At 44.8% G+C, this 18,031-nt stretch carries 19 protein-coding genes; 15 read left to right on the top strand and 4 right to left on the bottom strand.

Annotated features, from left to right (window positions below; translation table 11 throughout):
* Positions 1-33: 33 nt before the first annotated feature.
* From RH86_RS14660 to flgA, 3 genes are all read right to left on the bottom strand, one after another.
* On the bottom strand, positions 34-459 hold the full coding sequence (locus tag RH86_RS14660; RefSeq protein WP_005592598.1) for a flagella synthesis protein FlgN: 426 nt from the start codon (positions 457-459) through the stop codon (positions 34-36).
* A 13-nt stretch (positions 460-472) separates the two neighbouring features.
* On the bottom strand, positions 473-790 hold the full coding sequence (gene flgM / locus RH86_RS14655; RefSeq protein WP_005592597.1) for a flagellar biosynthesis anti-sigma factor FlgM: 318 nt from the start codon (positions 788-790) through the stop codon (positions 473-475).
* Between the two features lie 118 nt (positions 791-908).
* Positions 909-1,655: a flagellar basal body P-ring formation chaperone FlgA gene (gene flgA / locus RH86_RS14650; RefSeq protein ID WP_038219752.1), complete on the bottom strand. Its 747-nt coding sequence runs from the start codon at positions 1,653-1,655 to the stop codon at positions 909-911.
* Positions 1,656-1,733: 78 nt separating this feature from the next.
* Between flgA and RH86_RS14645 the strand changes: the two genes are divergently transcribed.
* The 15 genes from RH86_RS14645 (at position 1,734) to RH86_RS14570 (ending at position 17,841) form a co-directional block, all read left to right on the top strand.
* Entirely contained in the window at positions 1,734-2,660 is a 927-nt protein-coding gene (locus RH86_RS14645) for a chemotaxis protein CheV (protein ID WP_005592595.1), read from the top strand.
* A gap of 10 nt (positions 2,661-2,670) precedes the next feature.
* On the top strand, positions 2,671-3,498 hold the full coding sequence (locus RH86_RS14640) for a protein-glutamate O-methyltransferase (protein ID WP_005592594.1): 828 nt from the start codon (positions 2,671-2,673) through the stop codon (positions 3,496-3,498).
* Between the two features lie 248 nt (positions 3,499-3,746).
* A complete protein-coding gene (flgB, locus tag RH86_RS14635) occupies positions 3,747-4,142 on the top strand; it encodes a flagellar basal body rod protein FlgB (protein WP_005592593.1) in 396 nt (131 codons plus the stop codon).
* 4 nt (positions 4,143-4,146) lie between these two features.
* Positions 4,147-4,563, top strand: coding sequence for a flagellar basal body rod protein FlgC (flgC, locus tag RH86_RS14630; RefSeq protein WP_005592590.1), 417 nt, complete (start codon positions 4,147-4,149; stop codon positions 4,561-4,563).
* A gap of 17 nt (positions 4,564-4,580) precedes the next feature.
* Positions 4,581-5,288 carry a flagellar hook assembly protein FlgD gene (gene flgD, locus RH86_RS14625; protein WP_009386883.1) on the top strand — a complete coding sequence of 236 codons (708 nt, stop codon included), beginning with the start codon at positions 4,581-4,583 and terminating at the stop codon, positions 5,286-5,288.
* A gap of 28 nt (positions 5,289-5,316) precedes the next feature.
* Positions 5,317-6,621, top strand: a complete 1,305-nt coding sequence (flgE, locus tag RH86_RS14620; protein WP_009386882.1) for a flagellar hook protein FlgE — start codon at positions 5,317-5,319, stop codon at positions 6,619-6,621.
* Positions 6,622-6,830: 209 nt separating this feature from the next.
* Positions 6,831-7,580, top strand: coding sequence for a flagellar basal-body rod protein FlgF (gene flgF, locus RH86_RS14615; protein WP_009386881.1), 750 nt, complete (start codon positions 6,831-6,833; stop codon positions 7,578-7,580).
* A 19-nt stretch (positions 7,581-7,599) separates the two neighbouring features.
* A complete protein-coding gene (flgG, locus tag RH86_RS14610) occupies positions 7,600-8,388 on the top strand; it encodes a flagellar basal-body rod protein FlgG (RefSeq protein WP_005592583.1) in 789 nt (262 codons plus the stop codon).
* Between the two features lie 55 nt (positions 8,389-8,443).
* Entirely contained in the window at positions 8,444-9,232 is a 789-nt protein-coding gene (gene flgH / locus RH86_RS14605; protein WP_009386880.1) for a flagellar basal body L-ring protein FlgH, read from the top strand.
* A 50-nt stretch (positions 9,233-9,282) separates the two neighbouring features.
* Positions 9,283-10,374 (top strand): flagellar basal body P-ring protein FlgI, encoded by a 1,092-nt coding sequence (locus RH86_RS14600; protein ID WP_005592579.1) that lies wholly within the window; start codon positions 9,283-9,285, stop codon positions 10,372-10,374.
* Between the two features lie 10 nt (positions 10,375-10,384).
* Positions 10,385-11,308, top strand: a complete 924-nt coding sequence (flgJ, locus tag RH86_RS14595; protein WP_009386879.1) for a flagellar assembly peptidoglycan hydrolase FlgJ — start codon at positions 10,385-10,387, stop codon at positions 11,306-11,308.
* 298 nt (positions 11,309-11,606) lie between these two features.
* Positions 11,607-13,481 carry a flagellar hook-associated protein FlgK gene (flgK, locus tag RH86_RS14585; RefSeq protein WP_009386877.1) on the top strand — a complete coding sequence of 625 codons (1,875 nt, stop codon included), beginning with the start codon at positions 11,607-11,609 and terminating at the stop codon, positions 13,479-13,481.
* Positions 13,482-13,490: 9 nt separating this feature from the next.
* Positions 13,491-14,684 (top strand): flagellar hook-associated protein FlgL, encoded by a 1,194-nt coding sequence (gene flgL, locus RH86_RS14580; RefSeq protein ID WP_005592573.1) that lies wholly within the window; start codon positions 13,491-13,493, stop codon positions 14,682-14,684.
* Positions 14,685-15,048: 364 nt separating this feature from the next.
* Entirely contained in the window at positions 15,049-16,188 is a 1,140-nt protein-coding gene (locus tag RH86_RS14575; protein ID WP_009386875.1) for a flagellin, read from the top strand.
* Between the two features lie 516 nt (positions 16,189-16,704).
* Entirely contained in the window at positions 16,705-17,841 is a 1,137-nt protein-coding gene (locus RH86_RS14570; RefSeq protein WP_009386873.1) for a flagellin, read from the top strand.
* A gap of 2 nt (positions 17,842-17,843) precedes the next feature.
* Here RH86_RS14570 and RH86_RS20745 read toward each other — a convergent pair.
* Positions 17,844-18,031 (bottom strand): hypothetical protein (locus tag RH86_RS20745; protein WP_038219749.1); only part of this gene is annotated, 188 nt, incomplete at its 5' end.

Here is an 18,031-nt window from a genome sequence, read left to right as displayed (position 1 = left end):
TTTTTTATTGCCGTTAATCCATTCTCGCTGGGGTTAAGCTTTTAGATTGGTGCCTAACGTGGAAATATTACGAGTGTGCCCTTCGGCGGTATAGGTCATGCCCATCTTGCCTTGGCTTTGTTTCATTAAGTTATTGAGCTTATGGAAACTCAATTGAGCACGTTGCAAGGCTTCTCCGTTTATAGCATTCACTTGCTGACATTCTGCGATCAGTTGACGAATTTGATCGACGAGCTGACTCAACTCAGGTTCGGTCTTCAGGCTTTCTACGTCTGGATGGCGACCGATCCGTTCATCCGTTTGCTGCAACTGGATGATCAGTGTGTTTTTTTGTCTAGCGAGCGCTTCAATATCTTTGGAGATGCGTTGAGCAATCGCGCCTTGCTCTTTCTTCAATAGTTCCGAAAGTTCATCGGCGTTTTTCAGCTGAAATTCAACTAAGCTCTGCAACGCAGCCATAAATATTCTCTAATTACATTCCAAGTTCTTTTTCGAACTTGATCATATTGTCCGCTAACTTTTCCGGATCAACAGAGTAAGAGCCGTTAGCAATGGCTTCTTTGATTGCCGCCACTTTCGCTTGATCGAAGCTAGGTTGGCTGACCATCTGATTATGCATTTCACCCACTGCTTTACCAGCAGAACTCAACGACACGGCATCCTGCGGTGTAGAAGACGTTTTTGCTGCTGACGTCGAGGTTGATGAAGAAGTCGTATCGCTACTGCGGGGGGCACTGCGTGTTGATGTCGTCAGTGTTTGCCCAGAGCGTATATTGTCTATACCTGCCATTTAGAAAGCCTTTTTACGTGTAGAAAATCCTGTACTGAACATATCGGCAGAAATGTGCAGACCTTTAGGAATATTTCATGATCCTTTTTTGATCTAGGCTGACCATGATGAATTGTCCCTAAAATATCACGGTAACTTCAGAAATATCGCTTACTCTTGCATCAATTATACGATTGGATTTACTATTTTTCACTCTTATCTGCTCACCGTGCGATCCATCTGATAAAGCGACCCCTTTTGTTGTAATGGTCATACCAGATTTTACGGCTTTTATGGTGACAATATCGTTGCGACAAACAACACAAATATCATTTTGTTCAATAATTTCACCCGAGCGTAAGTTTTTCTTCACTTTTGCACCAATTACAGCATTTATTGTGGAAAAACCTTGCCGCCTTAACCGCTGCAAGTCTACCATGTTGATGGTGACATCATGGGCCGAGATAATTTCGCCTTTATTGAGTGATGTTGTAAGTGTCGCTTGCGGACCTGTGCGTATCAATCGAACAGAGACATAGGTTTTCCAATTATCCTCCGGACACTCAACGAGTACGGTAATATTACTGGCATTTGCGTTCGTTGAACGTGAGGATGCAATGAGTTCCGTAGGGCAATCGCTGGCAAAGATTCGGCTATCAATATTCGCCGCTTTGGCTTCTAAAGTGCCACCTGCGGGTTGTTCTATATTCTCAATAATGTATTGTTCAGCGATCGTTTGAATGTACGTTATTTGCTCAGGCGTTGCAGAGTGCGACGAAAAGCTAAAGAATAGCGACAGCACGCCGATAAACGTAATTATTCGATTAAAAAAAACATGAATTGAGGGTGTGGAAATAGTTGAAAGGGATGATGTTAAATATATCATTCGTTTTCTCTGGTTTTCATAGCCTGTTCTAGATTACCACTTTTTATACATGAAAGTTTGAGAGATGGAGATGAGCTTATGACGGGTATTCTTGATTCTGTGAATCAGCGTACACAACTCGTCGGTCAAAACCGATTAGAACTACTTACGTTTCGCCTAATGGGTCGTCAGCGTTATGGCATCAACGTATTCAAGGTTAAAGAAGTTCTCCAATGTCCTAAGCTTACCATCATGCCTAATCTTCACCCGCTCGTTAAGGGGGTGGCGCATATTCGTGGTCATACCGTGTCTGTGATTGATTTAAGTTTAGCCATTGGTGGTCGCCCAACGACGGACGTGGATAAAGCATTTGTCGTGATTGCCGAGTTTAACCGCACCATTCAAGCATTCTTGGTGACATCAGTTGAGCGCATTATCAATATGCACTGGGAAGCGATTTTGCCGCCGCCACAAGGTTCAGGTAAAGCGCATTATCTAACTGCAGTGACGAACATCGATAATGAACTGGTTGAAATCCTCGATGTTGAAAAAATTCTGGCAGAGATCGCGCCTGTGGATGAAACCATGGATGCCAATATTGGCCAAGAAATCGCCCAAGCGCAGGCGGAAAGGCAAGTTGTACGCCGTATCTTAATTGCAGATGACTCGACCGTTGCTCGTAAACAAGTTGAGCGTGCCATTACTTCAATTGGTTTTGAAGTTGTGTCAGTCAAAGATGGCAAAGAAGCGTACGAAAAATTATTAGAAATGGCGTCACAAGGTAGCATCTATGATCAAATATCGTTGGTGATTTCTGATATTGAAATGCCTGAGATGGATGGTTATACATTGACCGCAGAAATTCGACGTCATGCAGAATTAAAAGATTTATATGTCATACTGCACTCTTCATTGAGTGGGGTATTTAACCAAGCGATGGTTGAGCGAGTTGGTGCAAATGCCTTTATCGCCAAATTTAATCCAGATGAGCTTGGTAATGCAGTGAAGACTGCACTTACAAATTAAAGAGAAGTGAATGACAGCGATAACAATAAGCGATCAAGAGTATCGTGACTTCAGCCGTTTTTTAGAATCCCAATGCGGTATTGTGCTTGGAGAAAGTAAGCAATACCTCGTTCGAAGCCGTTTGAGTCCGCTAGTAGCTAAGTTTAAGTTGGCGTCGCTTTCTGATTTATTACGCGATGTAATTACTGGGCGTAATCGTGAGCTGCGCATTGCCGCTGTGGATGCGATGACGACCAACGAAACGTTATGGTTTCGTGATAGCTACCCATTCACCGTACTCGCCGATAAAATTTTACCGGAAGTAGCGGCGAATAAGCGCCCGATCAAAATCTGGTCGGCGGCAAGTTCATCAGGCCAAGAGCCGTACTCAATGGCAATGACCATTTTGGAAACGCAAGTGCGTAAGCCGGGTATGCTGCCAAATGTATCGATTACCGCCACTGACATCTCATCCAATATGTTGGATATGTGTCGTGCTGGCGTGTATGACAACTTGGCATTAGGTCGAGGTTTATCGCCAGAGCGTCGCCGCACCTTCTTTGAAGATGTGGGTGATGGTCGTATGAAAATCAAAGACAACGCCAAACGTCTGGTTAACTTCCGCCCACAAAATCTGATGGATAGCTACGCATTGCTCGGTAAATTCGACATTATTTTTTGCCGTAACGTGCTGATCTACTTCTCACCAGACATGAAGTCAAAAGTGCTTAATCAAATGGCCAATAGCCTTAACCCGGGTGGTTACTTGTTGCTAGGTGCATCAGAGTCTTTGACCGGCCTGACCGATCGGTTTGAAATGGTGCGTTGTAATCCAGGCATCATTTATAAACTTAAATAAGTCGGTATTCAGCGCTTATGATTGTAAAAACCCAGCTTAGGCTGGGTTTTTTATTGCTGGTGGATCATCGCTATACTGAAAGAGATATTCCAAATGGGTCACTGTTTAGGCGGTGGCAACGAAAAGTTGGCGTAGTTATTGCTGATTAAAAATTGAGATAAAGTGATGAAGTGACAATTTTGAATAGTTGGTACGTATATTGCTTTATCTATTAGTAATAACGGTCAGTTCTGAATGTAGAGGCAAACATGGCTATTTCTTTTGACAAGGCTTTAGGCGTTCACCAACACACAGTCGGTGTACGCGAGCGCAATGCGGAAGTAATTTCCAGCAACATTGCACAATCTAATACGCCAGGTTACAAAGCAAAAGGCATGGACTTTAATAAGGCGTTGCAGGCGGCAACATCAGAGGCAAGCATTGGTCTTAGCCGCACTGATGGTCGGCATATTCCTGCCTCTACCAGAGTGACAGGGGAAGTGCAGTATCGGCTGCCAACACAACCTGACACCGGTGATGGCAATACGGTGGATGTGGATTTAGAGCGTAACTTGTTTATGCAAAATCAAATCAGACACCAAGCATCACTCGACTTCCTAGGAAGTAAATTCAAGAACTTAACCAAAGCAATCAAAGGGGAATAATTAGATGAGCTTATTTAACGTATTCAATGTGACTGGTTCTGCCATGAGTGCTGAATCCGTTCGTCTAAATACTACCTCAAGCAACTTGGCGAACGCAGACAGTATCTCAAGCTCGGCAAAAGATACCTATAAAGCGCGTCATGCGGTATTTGGTGCGGAGTTAAGTAAAGCACAATATGGTCGTGACCATAACGTGCCAGTGAAAGTGTTAGGTATTGTTGAAAGCGATAAACCGCTGAATGCGGAGTACAACCCAGATCATCCTCTTGCCAATGACGAAGGTTATATCTACAAACCGAATGTCAACGTCATGGAGGAAATGGCCAACATGATTTCTGCTTCTCGTTCATATCAAACCAATGTTCAAGTTGCAGATGCTAGTAAACAAATGCTGCTGCGTACGCTGCAGATGGGTCAATAGGGATAAGGAGGTAACGTATGGCCGGTATTAATAACGTTGGTCAAAGCGGCTTGTCCTATGTAGACCAGCTTAAAGCGCTTCAAGAGCAAAAAAAGCCCGAAGGAACAACGGGTAAGCAAGATCTTAAACAAGAAGATTTCTTATCGTTGCTCACCAAGCAACTTGCTCAACAGGATCCTTTTAAGCCGGTTGGTAACGACCAGATGATTGCGCAAATGGCTTCATTTGCCACCGTTGATGGCATTGGCAAGATGAACAATCAGTTCGATACGTTGAACGCGTCAATGACCTCAAACCAAGCTTTGCAGGCGTCAACTCTAGTGGGCCGAGATGTATTGGTTCCAGGAGCTGCAGGCTTAAAGCAAGACGGTAAATCGATGGCGGCAATGGTGAAACTGCCACAAAGCGTAGACAACATGTTTGTCCGCGTTGAGAACGAGATGGGCCAATTGGTGCGCACGTTCGAAGTGGGGGCGAAACCTGCCGGTGATAACCGTGTTGTGTGGGACGGAAAAGATGAAAACGGTAATCCATTGCCGGCTGGCAAGTACAATGTGAAAGCATCGGGCTTGTTAGAGGGAGAAAACAAAGAGTTTGAAGTATCGACATACGCAAACGTCAACAGCGTTCTTCTGGGTAAAGGTGATGGTAACGTACTGCTTAATCTGGCTGGCTTTGAGTCACCAGTTCGACTTGCTGAAGTACTTGAAGTAGGCAAAGCGTAACAACGCGAGCTAGATAGGAGAATTTGGAATGTCATATGTATCATTAAGCGGGTTATCAGCCGCTCAGCTCGATCTGAACACCACCAGTAATAACATTGCCAACGCCAACACGTTCGGTTTTAAAGAATCACGTGCTGAATTCGGTGATGTTTATTCAAACTCATTATTTACTAACTCTAAGACCTCTGCAGGCCAAGGTGTACAAGCAAATAAGGTTGCACAGCAATTCCACGAAGGTTCAAGTGTTTACACCAACAACCCATTGGATTTACGCGTGTCTGGTACGGGTTTCTTTTCGGTGGCTAAAGAGCGTTTGATCCCTCAGCAAAATGAGCTGACTCGTAACGGTGCTTTCCACTTGAACAAAGATAACTACATGGTCACTTCAAATGAAGAGTACCTATTGGGTTATGAAGTGAATCAAGATACTGGTGATGTACTCTCTTACGAGCCAAGACCAATTAACATTCCAGCGGAGTTTGGTAAACCAAAGCAAACGGCCAACATTCAAGTAGGTGTGAACTTACCTGCTAATGGTGACTTAAAAGATCCTGCTTTGTTTGATTACTCTGATCCAGAAACGTATAACCGTTCAACGTCTTCGACCATTTATGACTCGATGGGCCAATCTTACAAGATGACCACGTACTACTTGAAAGATCAGACCCAGCCAAATACATGGCAGACTTACTATACTGTGACGGATAAAGCGGGCGAAAAGCCAATCAACATTACTGGCGGTGATGCAACCACACCAACAGGTCATGTTGGCCACACGATGAAGTTCAATAACGATGGTACTTTAGCGAGCCTGAACAACGGCCAAAATATTGTTAGTGAACCGATTGGTGCTGGAGCGAATCCAGTTGATATGAACGGTGCAGATGTGAGTCAAACTCTATCGTTTGGCTTAGATTCAGCCACTCAATTTGCTGCTCCATTTGAATTAACTAAATTTGATGAAGATGGCGCGACAACGGGCTTCCTAACTAAGATTGACTTTGATGAAAATGGCAGTGTATTAGGCACTTACTCAAATGGTGAAAACATCACTTTGGGTCGTGTGGCACTGGTTCGCGTTGCGAATGAACAAGGTCTTGATAAGAAAGGCGGCACGCAGTGGGATTCAACGCAATACTCAGGTGATAAAATCTGGGGTGAATCGAATAAAGGTTCATTTGGTACCATCAATAACGGTGCACTTGAACAAGCGAACATCGATATGACGCAAGAATTGGTCGATTTGATTTCCGCGCAGCGTAACTTCCAAGCGAACTCACGTTCTCTAGAGGTACATAATCAGCTGCAACAAAACATCCTGCAAATTCGTTAATTCTCTTAAGCAGAATCAAGCGTACTCTATCTGGATGGCAACTTGGCGGCAACGCCTGGTTGCCATTGTTGCCACCTCAATCTTCTTTTCCTTTCTTGCTTGCGTCAAAAATTTCACCAGTCACACTCATCTAATTGATTAATAACATAAATATTTTATGGCATAACAATTGCTTATTTAGCTCTGAATAGTGATTTTTGGAGCAAGTTATGGATCGTTCTCTGTTTCTCGCCATGAGCGGTGCCAAGCAAAATATGCAGGCATTGCAGCTCAGAGCGAACAACTTAGCCAACGTAGGCACCACCGGTTTTCGTGCGGATCTAGCACAAGCGCGTTCAATGCAAGCGTATGGCGATGGGTTGCCGACGCGTGTATTTAGCATGACAGAACGTCCGGGCCATAACTTTCAACAAGGCAGTGTTATTACTACTGGGCGTGACCTCGATGTTACCGTGCAAGGTGATGGCTGGATTTCAGTGATGGATAAAACCGGTAAAGAAGGTTTAACTCGTAACGGTAATTTGCAAATCGACATCAATGGCCTACTGATCAGCGGCAACGGTAACTTGGTTCTGGGTGAAGGCGGAGCGCCGATCACATTGCCAGTCCCTGTGAGCAAGGTTGAAATTGGTAACGATGGTACGATCTCAGTATTACCTCAAGGCGCGCCAGCGGATGCGATGGAAGTTGTCGACCGCGTTAAATTGGTTCGCATTGATAACCAGTCACTATTCAAAGATGTAAACGGTTTATTCCGTTCCAAAAATCCTAATGCCGCATACGAAACAGATGCGGGGGTAAAACTGTTAAAAGGTGCCATCGAAGGAAGTAACGTCAACGCGGTGGGTGAAATGACGGCATTAATTGACCTACAACGTCAATTTGAAATGCAGGTCAAAATGATGAGCACAGCGGAAGAGATGGATAAAGCCTCTGACACGCTACTTCGTTCGAGCTAATAATTTTCAGGAGATTACTATGCATCCGGCACTATGGGTAAGTAAGACTGGCTTAGACGCTCAGCAAACCAATATTTCTACTATTTCAAACAACTTGGCGAACGCCTCGACCATCGGTTACAAAAAAAGCCGTGCGGTATTTGAGGATCTGTTTTATCAAAATATCAACCAAGCGGGCGGGCAGTCTTCGCAGAACACTGAACTGCCGAGTGGTTTAATGCTTGGGGCAGGTTCAAAGGTTGTGGCAACCCAAAAGGTCCACACCAACGGTAACGCGCAAACCACCACTAACAGCTTAGACATGATGATTGAAGGCGATGGCTTTTTCCAAGTCCTAATGCCTGATGGCAATATTGGTTATAGCCGCAATGGTCAATTCACTGTGAACGATGAAGGTGTGGTCGTGACCTCGGGTGCCGGTTACGCACTGGAACCTGAAATTGCCATTCCAGAAGATGCGATTGGTATTACAGTGGGTACCGATGGTGAAGTTTCCGTTCGTCTGCGTGGGCAACAAGATAACCAAGTGATTGGCCAGATCACCACGGTGGATTTTATAAACCCAGGTGGCCTAGAGCCGGTGGGACAAAACCTTTACTTACCAACCGGTGCCAGCGGTGACCCACAAGAAGGGGTTCCAGGCTTTGATGGCTTTGGTAAGGTGCGTCAATCGATGCTGGAAACGTCAAACGTGAATGTGACGGAAGAATTGGTCAACATGATTGAAGCACAGCGTGTCTACGAGATGAACTCAAAAGTGATCTCAGCAGTCGATAAGATGATGAGCTTCGTAAATCAGCAGCTATAACGCGCTACTGATTTACAGTAAGTAGAATATTCCAAAGCATTAAGAGGTCACGAGTATGAATCGCATCTTAACCCTGATTGCTATCGCGTTGATGTCGGGCTGTACTATGTTGCAACCACCGGTAGAAACACCCGATGTCGTGCAAGGTACCACCACGGTTGACGCTGTTGAGGGCGATAAATCGGGTGACGACAGTTCAGGTATTATCGATACGCTGCGTGGCCGCAATGATCCGGTTGCCGGTGATCCCGCTTGGGCGCCAATTCACCCAAAACATGAACCAGAGCACTATGCAGCAGAAACTGGCTCACTATTTAATACCGGCAGTAAAGCAGGCAGTGTTAGCCTCTACAACGACTCTAAACCTCGTGGGATTGGTGACATTATCACTGTAACGATGGACGAGAGTACCAAAGCGGCAAAAAGTGCCGATGCAGATCTGTCAAAAAACAATGCGGCAAATATGGACCCATTGGAAGTCGGTGGTCAGCAACTTAACGTTGGTGATTATAATTTTTCGTATAATCTGAAAAACGACAATAAATTTACCGGCAGTGCCGCTGCCAACCAAAGCAACAGCATTTCAGGTTCGATCACCGTTGAAGTCGTTGAAGTGCTAGCAAACGGTAACCTTGTGATTCGTGGTGAAAAATGGCTGACGCTTAACACTGGAGATGAATATATCCGCCTTAGCGGCACGATTCGTCCTGATGATATTAGCTACGACAACACGATTGCTTCAACCCGCGTTTCTAACGCCCGTATCCGCTATTCTGGTACGGGTACTCAACAAGATATGCAAGAACCTGGATTCTTGGCACGATTCTTCAATGTATCCCTGTAATTCGATTTGAAGGCGGTGTTTTGACACCGCCTTAAGTTACAGGTATCGCAATGAACAAAGTTATCCTCCTTATCACCTCAATGTTACTGATGGCTACATCAGCTCAAGCTGCGCGTATTAAAGACGTCGCGCAGGTTGCAGGTGTGCGTAGTAACCAATTGGTGGGTTATGGTTTGGTGACCGGTCTACCGGGAACGGGGGAATCAACGCCGTTTACCGATCAAAGTTTCAATGCGATGCTGCAAAATTTCGGCATTCAATTGCCGCCTGGCACAAAACCAAAAACGAAGAATGTCGCGGCTGTATTAGTTACCGCTGAATTGCCTGCTTTTTCAAAGCAAGGACAAAGTATTGATGTGACGGTCTCTTCAATTGGTTCTGCGAAAAGTCTGCGTGGCGGCACGCTGATGCAAACCATGCTAAAAGGTTTGGATGGTCAAGTGTACGCAGTTGCCCAAGGTAACTTGGTGGTGAGTGGCTTTAGCGCTTCTGGCGCTGATGGTTCAAAAATTGTTGGTAACAATCCAACCGCCGGTATGATCTCTAACGGTGCAATGGTTGAACGTGAAATTCCAAGTCCATTTAGCCGCGGCGATTACATCACTTTTAACCTCCTCGAATCCGATTTTACCACTGCGCAGCGCTTGGCAGATGCAGTGAATAACTTCCTCGGCCCACAAATGGCGCAAGCCGTTGATGCAACCTCAGTAAAAGTGCGTGCACCGCGTGATACGAGTCAACGAGTGGCGTTTCTTTCTGCTGTTGAAAACCTAGAATTCGATCCAGCAGAAGGTTCCGCTAAAATCATCGTAAACTCACGTACCGGTACCATCGTGGTTGGCAAGCATGTGCGTTTGAAAGCGGCGGCGGTTACTCATGGTGGCATGACAGTGGCCATTAAAGAAAACCTCAATGCCAGCCAGCCGAATCCATTTGGCGGTGGCGACACCGTTGTCGTACCAGATTCTGATATCGAAGTGAGCGAAGAGCAGGGCAAAATGTTTAAGTTTGAGCCGGGCTTAACGTTAGATGATTTGGTGAGAGCAGTGAATGAAGTTGGTGCTGCGCCTTCAGATTTAATGGCTATCTTGCAAGCGCTGAAACAAGCGGGCGCGATTGAAGGCCAATTGATCATCATTTAAGGGATTAACTATGATTAATAACGGTAATGATATTGGCTTTATTCATGATATCGCCGGGCTAGATAAACTACGTCAACAAGCGGTAAAGGGCGATGAAGCGAGTGAGAAAGAAGCGCTGACAGCCGCAGCAAAACAGTTTGAGTCGATCTTTACGAGCATGCTATTTAAATCGATGCGTGATGCGAATGCGACTTTTGAATCGGGTTTGTTAGACAGCCAAAACCAGCAGTTTTACCGTCAAATGCAAGATGAGCAGATGGCGAGCGAATTAAGCTCATCAGGCTCGCTAGGCCTGGCGGATATGATTGTTGCGCAATTGAGTACTGGTTCGATCGAAAACAACAGTGCCTCTAATCATGATGACTTTGCCGATATTATGGAAAAAGTAGATCGTGCGCGCCAGTCGCAATCATTACGTGATGGAGAGCCACAACCTGCCGAACCGGCAAGCAAAGTGGTCGCCAAAGCGGCAAACTTTGACTCGCCAGAATCATTCGTGGCTTCGATGAAGCCTTACGCTGAAAAAGCCGCACGTGCGTTGGGAGTGGATTCGTCGCTACTGTTAGCACAAGCGGCATTAGAAACGGGATGGGGGCAAAAAATGGTTGCCAACACTCGTGGTAGCAGCAATAACCTGTTTAACATTAAAGCGGATAGAAGTTGGGATGGCGCGAAAGTGGCGACTCAAACGCTCGAATACCATCAGGGTGTGCCTGTTCAAGAGAAAGCGGCATTCCGCTCTTACTCTGATTATGAGCAAAGCTTTAATGACTATGTACGTTTCCTTAATGAAAACCCACGTTATACAACAGCGCTTCGTCATGGTGGCAACTCAGAGCAGTTTATTCGTGGCATCCATCAAGCGGGTTATGCGACCGATCCAAAATATGCCGACAAGGTATTAAGGGTTAAAGATAAAATCGATCAGATGTAAAACAGTCACCTTCGGGTGACTTTTTTAGAATAGAGAATAGAGAATAGAGAATAGAGAATAGAGAATAGAGGGCGCTTACCCCTTGTTGCGGCATTCTATGATCTTTTATTCTTTTCTCGTTTCTCGTTTCTCGTTTCTCGTTTCTCGTTTCTCGTTTCTTCTTTATCTCTCGTTGTTCTTTTTTCTTTGCCTCTCGCCTCTCCATTCTTTCTTCTCAACCCTCTCATTGGCACATTAATTGCTTTTATCTTATCAGTTACTCAGCTAACGCTGATTTTATAAGGTTTTCGGGGGCAATATGGCGTCGGATCTACTGGGTTTAGGTACACAAAGCGTACTCACCGCTCAGAGACAACTCAACACCACAGGGCATAACATTTCCAATGTCAACACAGAGGGCTATAGCCGTCAGTCTGTGCTGCAAGGAACCAATGATCCACGTCAGTTTGGGGGCCAAACTTACGGCATGGGTGTGCATGTGGAAAATGTTCGCCGCTCATTTGATCAGTTTGCCGTTAATGAGTTGAATATCTCGACCACCAACTACGCCTCCCGTTATGACAACGAAGAAGATCTGCAAATTCTGTCAGGTTTACTTTCATCAGTCGCTTCGCAAAAAATACCAGAGAATATGAACGGCTGGTTTGATGCGGTTAAATCTCTCGCTGACAGCCCAAACGATGTCGGTTCACGTAAAGTTGTGCTAGAGAAAGCGTGGTTTATTGCGCAGAACCTGAATGATTTAGATCGCGACATTCATCGCCAGCAAGATACTGCGAATAAAAAATTGGAGCTCGGGGTTGAGCGTGTTAATCAACTTGGTTTGGAAATTCGTGATATCAACCGTTTGATGATGCGTAACCCAGGGCCGCACAATGATCTAATGGATCGACATGAAAAACTGATTGGTGAGTTGTCTGAATACACCAAAGTGACTGTGACCCCGCGTGCGAATCGTGAAGGCTTTAACGTTCATATCGGTAATGGACACATGCTCGTTTCTGGTACAGAAGCAAGTACACTAGCGCTTGTCGATGGCTTTCCTGATGCCCAGCAACAACGCTTGGCGATGATTGAAGGCAAAGGCATCAAGCCAATCTCCAGTAAAGACATTGATGGCAAAATCGGTGCAATGTTAGATATGCGTGACAATAAAGTCCCGTTCCTACTGGATGAAATTGGTAAGCTTGCAGTTGGTTTTTCTAATGCGGTCAATCATTTACAAACTCAAGGTTTGGATTTGAAAGGTCAAATTGGCGCTGAGATGTTCACTGATGTGAACTCAGCTATCGCGGTGAAGTCTCGTGTTGTCACTTCGTCAAATTCTAAAGCCGATCTTGAAGTACACATTGAAAATATTACGCCATTAAAAACCGGTGAGTATTCACTGCAATATGATGGCAGTGACCATTTTATTACTCGCCCTGATGGACAACGTGAACAAGTCAAAATGGATGGTAATTCGATCCATGTTGATGGGTTACGTATTCAAATCAACCAAGAACTTGCCAGTGGCGAGCGTGTGTTGATTCGCCCAACGCGTTCGGGTGCGGGAGAGATTAAACTTGCGATTGAAGATGTCTCAAAGATCGCTGCGCAAAGCTACGAGGCCTCGACCACCTTTGCTCAAGGCAGCGCAAAGTTTGAGATCGAAAAGACTGGTGATTTAAAAGAATTTGAAGTGATCGTCTCGCCAGACGGCAAGCAATTTGCCGTCACTGACAAAGAGGGCACTGTGCTCTTGCAACCTCAAGAATACCCGCCGAAAGGTGCCGTTGAGGTGCTAGGTACCAAATTTACCTTAACCGATGGTGCGTTGCCGAATGATAAATTTACGGCAAACCTTGTCCCTTCAGAAGGCGGCAACGGCAATTTACGTAAAATGTTGCACTTGCAGACAGATAAACATCTGAATAACGGTGAATCGACCGTGATCGATATTTATCACGATCTGAACACCAATATGGGCTTAAAACTATCAACTGCTTCAAAACTGACCGACATTTCACGCGTTGAGAAAGAGTCTGCACAAGCACGTGTTGCCACAGTTTCAGGGGTTAACCTTGATGAAGAAGCTGCCAATATGATGAAGTTTCAGCAAGCCTATATGGCCTCTTCACGAGTGATGCAAGCGGCGAATGAGACGTTTGATACGATTTTGGCACTTAGGTAGGAGTGATAAATGTTAACTAGAATTTCCAGCTTTCATAACTATCAATCTGTGCAAAATGACATGCGCCGCCAAGAAGGGTTAGTGCACCATAATCAAGCGCAATTAGCGTCGGGTAAAAAACTAATTCAGCCAAGTGATGATCCACTGGCGACGCACTATATCCAAAATATTGGCCAGCAATCGGAAGAATTAAAGCAATTCGTTAACTCGATTGTCTTAACCCGCAGTCGTCTTGAACACCAAGAAGTGATTGTGTCGAATGCTGAACAATATATTGATGAAGGCAAGCGCACAGTGATGGAAATGATCAATGGTGCGTTAGCGCCAGAAGATCGCATCGCAAAGCAACGCGAAATTGAAGAGCTGTTTGATAATCTTCTCACTTTGGGTAATACCCAAGATGAGTCGGGCAACTACGTTTTCTCGGGTACCAAGCCTAAAGTACAAGCTTTTTTCCGCGATAATGCCGGGAATGTGACCTATGCCGGCGATGACTACCAGCGCAAGATGCGTATTTCGAACAGCCAAGAAATGCCAGTCAATGATCCAGGTAACAAGCTGTTTATGCAGATCGATAACCCTTTCGGTGATTATGATCCTAACTATCAATTGACGGAAGGTTCGGAGTTGCTGCTTGAGCGAGCGATAAATCGTAATGATGCTGATACTGCGACTTACAAAGTGACCTTCGTTGATATGCCAAATGGCAAGTTCGGTTACCAGCTAGAGCAAAATGGTAGCGTGGTAAAAGCCGATGAGTTTGACCCAACACAGGCAATTCAATACCAAGATTTATCGATTCAAGTAAAAGGTCAAATCACCAAAGGTGACAAGATTGAGCTTGAACCGAAAAAAACGTTTTCAATGTTTGAAACGTTTAAAAACGCTCGCGACTTTTCTGAGGGCGAGGTGTCGGATGCTTCAAACACAGCAGAGTTACACCAAGTGACTCAGGAATTTCATGCGGCGTTTATTCATTTGAATAAAGCTCGTTCGGATCTAGGGGCGCGATTAAGCACCCTCGACATTCAAGAAGAGCAACATGAAGACTTTCGCATGACGTTAGCAAAATCTAAGAGCAACTTTGAAGACTTAGATTATGCCGCTGCTGTCATCGAATTTAACGAAAATACTCGAGCGCTTCAGGCGTCTCAACAAGCGTTTGGTAAAGCAAAAGATTTGACTTTGTTTAACTATATCTAAGCCTTATGTGCGATGCCATAAGAGCAAAATATAGTTCCACCGAGTGTTACACGAGCGAAAAAACGCCGTGGCAAATAGGTGGCAAATAGGCGGCAAAGTAATCACCGTGGATGAAAAAAACGGCAATTAGAAATGGTTAATAAATTAAAATAACAATTAAGTTGTTGTATTTACTTGAAAATTTTTATTTTTATTATGATTTTAAAAGTTGGCATATTAATTGAATTAACTATTTCAAAGTTTCACTAAACGGTTTTTAGGTAAGGCAACCCCTTACTGAACAAATAATTTACGGTCAGTACTTCCAAATGAGATTAAGCTGGCCGCTTCGCAAGACATTGCGAACTCACTAGGAGTGCAAATTATGACCATTAACGTAAATACTAACGTCTCGGCGATGACCGCTCAGCGTTACCTTACAAAATCGACTGATGATCTGAATACCTCGATGGAACGTCTATCATCAGGGAAAAAAATCAACAGTGCTAAGGATGACGCGGCCGGTCTACAGATTTCAAACAGATTGACTGCGCAATCTCGCGGCCTCGACGTAGCGATGCGTAATGCGAATGATGGTATCTCGATTGCGCAAACCGCAGAAGGTGCGATGGATGAATCCACCAGTATCTTACAACGTATTCGTGACTTATCACTGCAATCTGCAAACGGCACTAACTCATCTGCTGAACGCGAAGCGATCAATGAAGAAGTGGTTGCTCTGCAAGATGAATTGAACCGTATCGCAGAGACAACGTCGTTTGGTGGTCGTAAATTGTTGAATGGCCAGTTTGGTGAAGCGGCATTCCAAATTGGCGCAAGCTCTGGTGAAGCAATGATCATGGGCTTGACCAGTATTCGCGCTGATGAAGCACGTATGGGTGGTCAAACGTTTGCTGGTACTATTGGCAAAGACAGCGAGTGGGGTATCCCTGCAGATAAAGCCGACCTCACGATTAAATTCACTACCAAAGAGGGTGAATTGGTCGACTTGGCCATCAATACTCGCGCTGGCGATGATATCGAAGAGCTTGCGACTTACCTTAATGGTCAATCACAAAAGCTAAACGCTTCTGTTGATGAAAATGGTCAGCTACAGATTTTCGTTCCAAATCGTCATTTGGAAGGTAATGTCGAGTTTGGTGGCGGATTGGCCGGTGAACTAGGCTTAGCGAGTGGACCAGGCACGGCCGCGACGGTTCAAAGCATTGATGTGACAACCGTTGGTGGCGCACAAAATGCTGTTGGTATCGTCGATTCTGCGCTGCAATACGTTGATTCACAACGTGCAGATCTCGGTGCAAAACAAAACCGCTTAAGCCACAGTATTAATAACTTGGCTAACATCCAAGAAAACGTTGCTGCGTCAAATAGCCGTATTCGTGACACTGATTTTGCGAAAGAAACGACGGCAATGACCAAAGCACAGATTCTGCAACAAGCAGGGACTTCAATCCTTGCTCAAGCAAAACAATTGCCTAACTCTGCAATCACGCTATTGCAGTAATAGTAAGTCTCCCTATTGGCATTACCTAGACGTAGGACAGTAGGGGATTTACGGCAAGCATGAAGCAGATTCACGATGGGGTTCTCTCTCACAACTACCCCTGAGTGATGATATTCATGCACGGCGGCCATAAATGATCATTTCTCTCGATCTCCATATTGGCTACCACACTAGCCCCGGTTCTCTCAAAGGATGGGGCTTTTCTTTTTCTTCTTATTCTCTGCCCTGATATTTATCGACTGTTAGCGCCTGCTCGCACCTATCCATCGGTGTCTTTTTTTCTTATAAAACATCGCCACTTCGGCTTACTATTTGATGAATAATCACCCTGATTTTTTAGAGCCAGCTCAATTATTTATCAATAAATGCCTATTTTTAAAACAAATTCGCCTATTGCTCTAAAGTTAACCAATTCCCCGTCGCTAATAAGGTTACTTTGAGAGAACTACTTGGTTTGCCGAGACGTCGGAAACCGCACGGAATATCCGCTCGGCGGAAATCAATAGGAGAGACACCATGGCGGTGAATGTAAATACAAACGTATCTGCGATGACAGCGCAGCGTTACTTAAACAGTGCAACCAGCGCTCAACAAGAGTCGATGGAGCGTTTATCTTCAGGCTCAAGAATCAACAGCGCCAAAGATGATGCCGCTGGTATGCAGATCTCGAACCGTTTGAATGTGCAAAGTCGTGGTTTAGACGTTGCGGTTCGTAATGCGAACGATGGTATCTCAATTGCGCAAACTGCAGAAGGTGCGATGAATGAAAGCACCAACATTCTACAGCGTATGCGTGATCTTTCTTTGCAGTCTGCTAACGGCTCAAATTCAGATTCAGAGCGCGTGGCGATTCAAGAAGAAGTAACTGCATTGAATGATGAATTGAACCGAATTGCCGAAACGACCTCATTTGGTGGCAACAAGCTCCTTAATGGTACCTTCTCGACCAAATCAATGCAGATTGGTGCGGATAATGGTGAAGCGGTGATGCTGTCGCTACAGAACATGCGCAGTGATAACACGATGATGGGTGGCAATAGCTACGTAGCCGCGACAGAGAAAGGCGCAGATTGGACAGTGAAAGCTGATAGTGCTGCATTAGACATTACCGTGACAGACCGTTACAGCGGCGAAGAGAAGCTAATTAATATCGTCGCTAAAGAAGGTGACGATATCGAAGAAGTGGCAACCTACATTAATGGCCAAACGGACATGGTCAAAGCATCAGTGAACGAAGATGGTCAACTACAACTCTTTACTGATAACAATAAAGTCAGTGGCACAGCGTCATTTTCAGGCTCGCTAGCCAGTGATCTACAAATTGGTGAAGCCAAAGCTCAAACGGTTGATACGATCGATGTGACAAGTGTTGGTGGCGCGCAGCAATCGGTAGCAGTTGTCGATGCAGCATTGAAGTTTGTTGATAGCCATCGTGCTGAGTTGGGTGCTTTCCAAAACCGTTTCGACCATGCGATCAGTAACCTTGATAACATCAATGAAAATGTGAATGCATCGAAGAGCCGTATTGCAGATACCGATTTTGCGAAAGAGACGACAGCATTGACTAAATCACAGATTCTTAGTCAAGCATCAAGTTCGGTATTGGCTCAAGCGAAACAAGCGCCAAACTCAGCGTTAAGTTTACTTGGCTAATCCTATATCAAATTATTATGATTGATTCTAAATCCAGTCTTCGGGCTGGATTTTTTTATGTGGGCCACAGCGAAGTTGAGATCGTTGATCTTAGGTGTATTTAAGTGGTGATTATTGGTATCGATAGAGATAGAATAATTAGAAACGTCAGATAAAACAAAACCCAGCAAAAGCTGGGTTCTATTAATGA

It is taken from the genome of Vibrio sp. N418 (assembly GCF_000222565.1).
GTDB classification, from domain to species: Bacteria; Pseudomonadota; Gammaproteobacteria; order Enterobacterales; family Vibrionaceae; genus Vibrio; species Vibrio scophthalmi.
The sequence above is the reverse complement of the archived record's forward strand: the minus strand, read 5'-3'. Positions and strand labels throughout refer to the sequence as shown.

Excerpts from the sequence above, each read along its gene's own strand:
- RH86_RS14660 (WP_005592598.1), bottom strand. The coding sequence starts at position 459 with ATGGCTGCGTTGCAGAGCTTAGTTGAATTTCAGCTGAAAAACGCCGAT.
- flgM (WP_005592597.1), bottom strand. The coding sequence starts at position 790 with ATGGCAGGTATAGACAATATACGCTCTGGGCAAACACTGACGACATCA.
- flgA (WP_038219752.1), bottom strand. The coding sequence starts at position 1,655 with ATGATATATTTAACATCATCCCTTTCAACTATTTCCACACCCTCAATT.
- RH86_RS14645 (WP_005592595.1), top strand. The coding sequence starts at position 1,734 with ATGACGGGTATTCTTGATTCTGTGAATCAGCGTACACAACTCGTCGGT.
- RH86_RS14640 (WP_005592594.1), top strand. The coding sequence starts at position 2,671 with ATGACAGCGATAACAATAAGCGATCAAGAGTATCGTGACTTCAGCCGT.
- flgB (WP_005592593.1), top strand. The coding sequence starts at position 3,747 with ATGGCTATTTCTTTTGACAAGGCTTTAGGCGTTCACCAACACACAGTC.
- flgC (WP_005592590.1), top strand. The coding sequence starts at position 4,147 with ATGAGCTTATTTAACGTATTCAATGTGACTGGTTCTGCCATGAGTGCT.
- flgD (WP_009386883.1), top strand. The coding sequence starts at position 4,581 with ATGGCCGGTATTAATAACGTTGGTCAAAGCGGCTTGTCCTATGTAGAC.
- flgE (WP_009386882.1), top strand. The coding sequence starts at position 5,317 with ATGTCATATGTATCATTAAGCGGGTTATCAGCCGCTCAGCTCGATCTG.
- flgF (WP_009386881.1), top strand. The coding sequence starts at position 6,831 with ATGGATCGTTCTCTGTTTCTCGCCATGAGCGGTGCCAAGCAAAATATG.
- flgG (WP_005592583.1), top strand. The coding sequence starts at position 7,600 with ATGCATCCGGCACTATGGGTAAGTAAGACTGGCTTAGACGCTCAGCAA.
- flgH (WP_009386880.1), top strand. The coding sequence starts at position 8,444 with ATGAATCGCATCTTAACCCTGATTGCTATCGCGTTGATGTCGGGCTGT.
- RH86_RS14600 (WP_005592579.1), top strand. The coding sequence starts at position 9,283 with ATGAACAAAGTTATCCTCCTTATCACCTCAATGTTACTGATGGCTACA.
- flgJ (WP_009386879.1), top strand. The coding sequence starts at position 10,385 with ATGATTAATAACGGTAATGATATTGGCTTTATTCATGATATCGCCGGG.
- flgK (WP_009386877.1), top strand. The coding sequence starts at position 11,607 with ATGGCGTCGGATCTACTGGGTTTAGGTACACAAAGCGTACTCACCGCT.
- flgL (WP_005592573.1), top strand. The coding sequence starts at position 13,491 with ATGTTAACTAGAATTTCCAGCTTTCATAACTATCAATCTGTGCAAAAT.
- RH86_RS14575 (WP_009386875.1), top strand. The coding sequence starts at position 15,049 with ATGACCATTAACGTAAATACTAACGTCTCGGCGATGACCGCTCAGCGT.
- RH86_RS14570 (WP_009386873.1), top strand. The coding sequence starts at position 16,705 with ATGGCGGTGAATGTAAATACAAACGTATCTGCGATGACAGCGCAGCGT.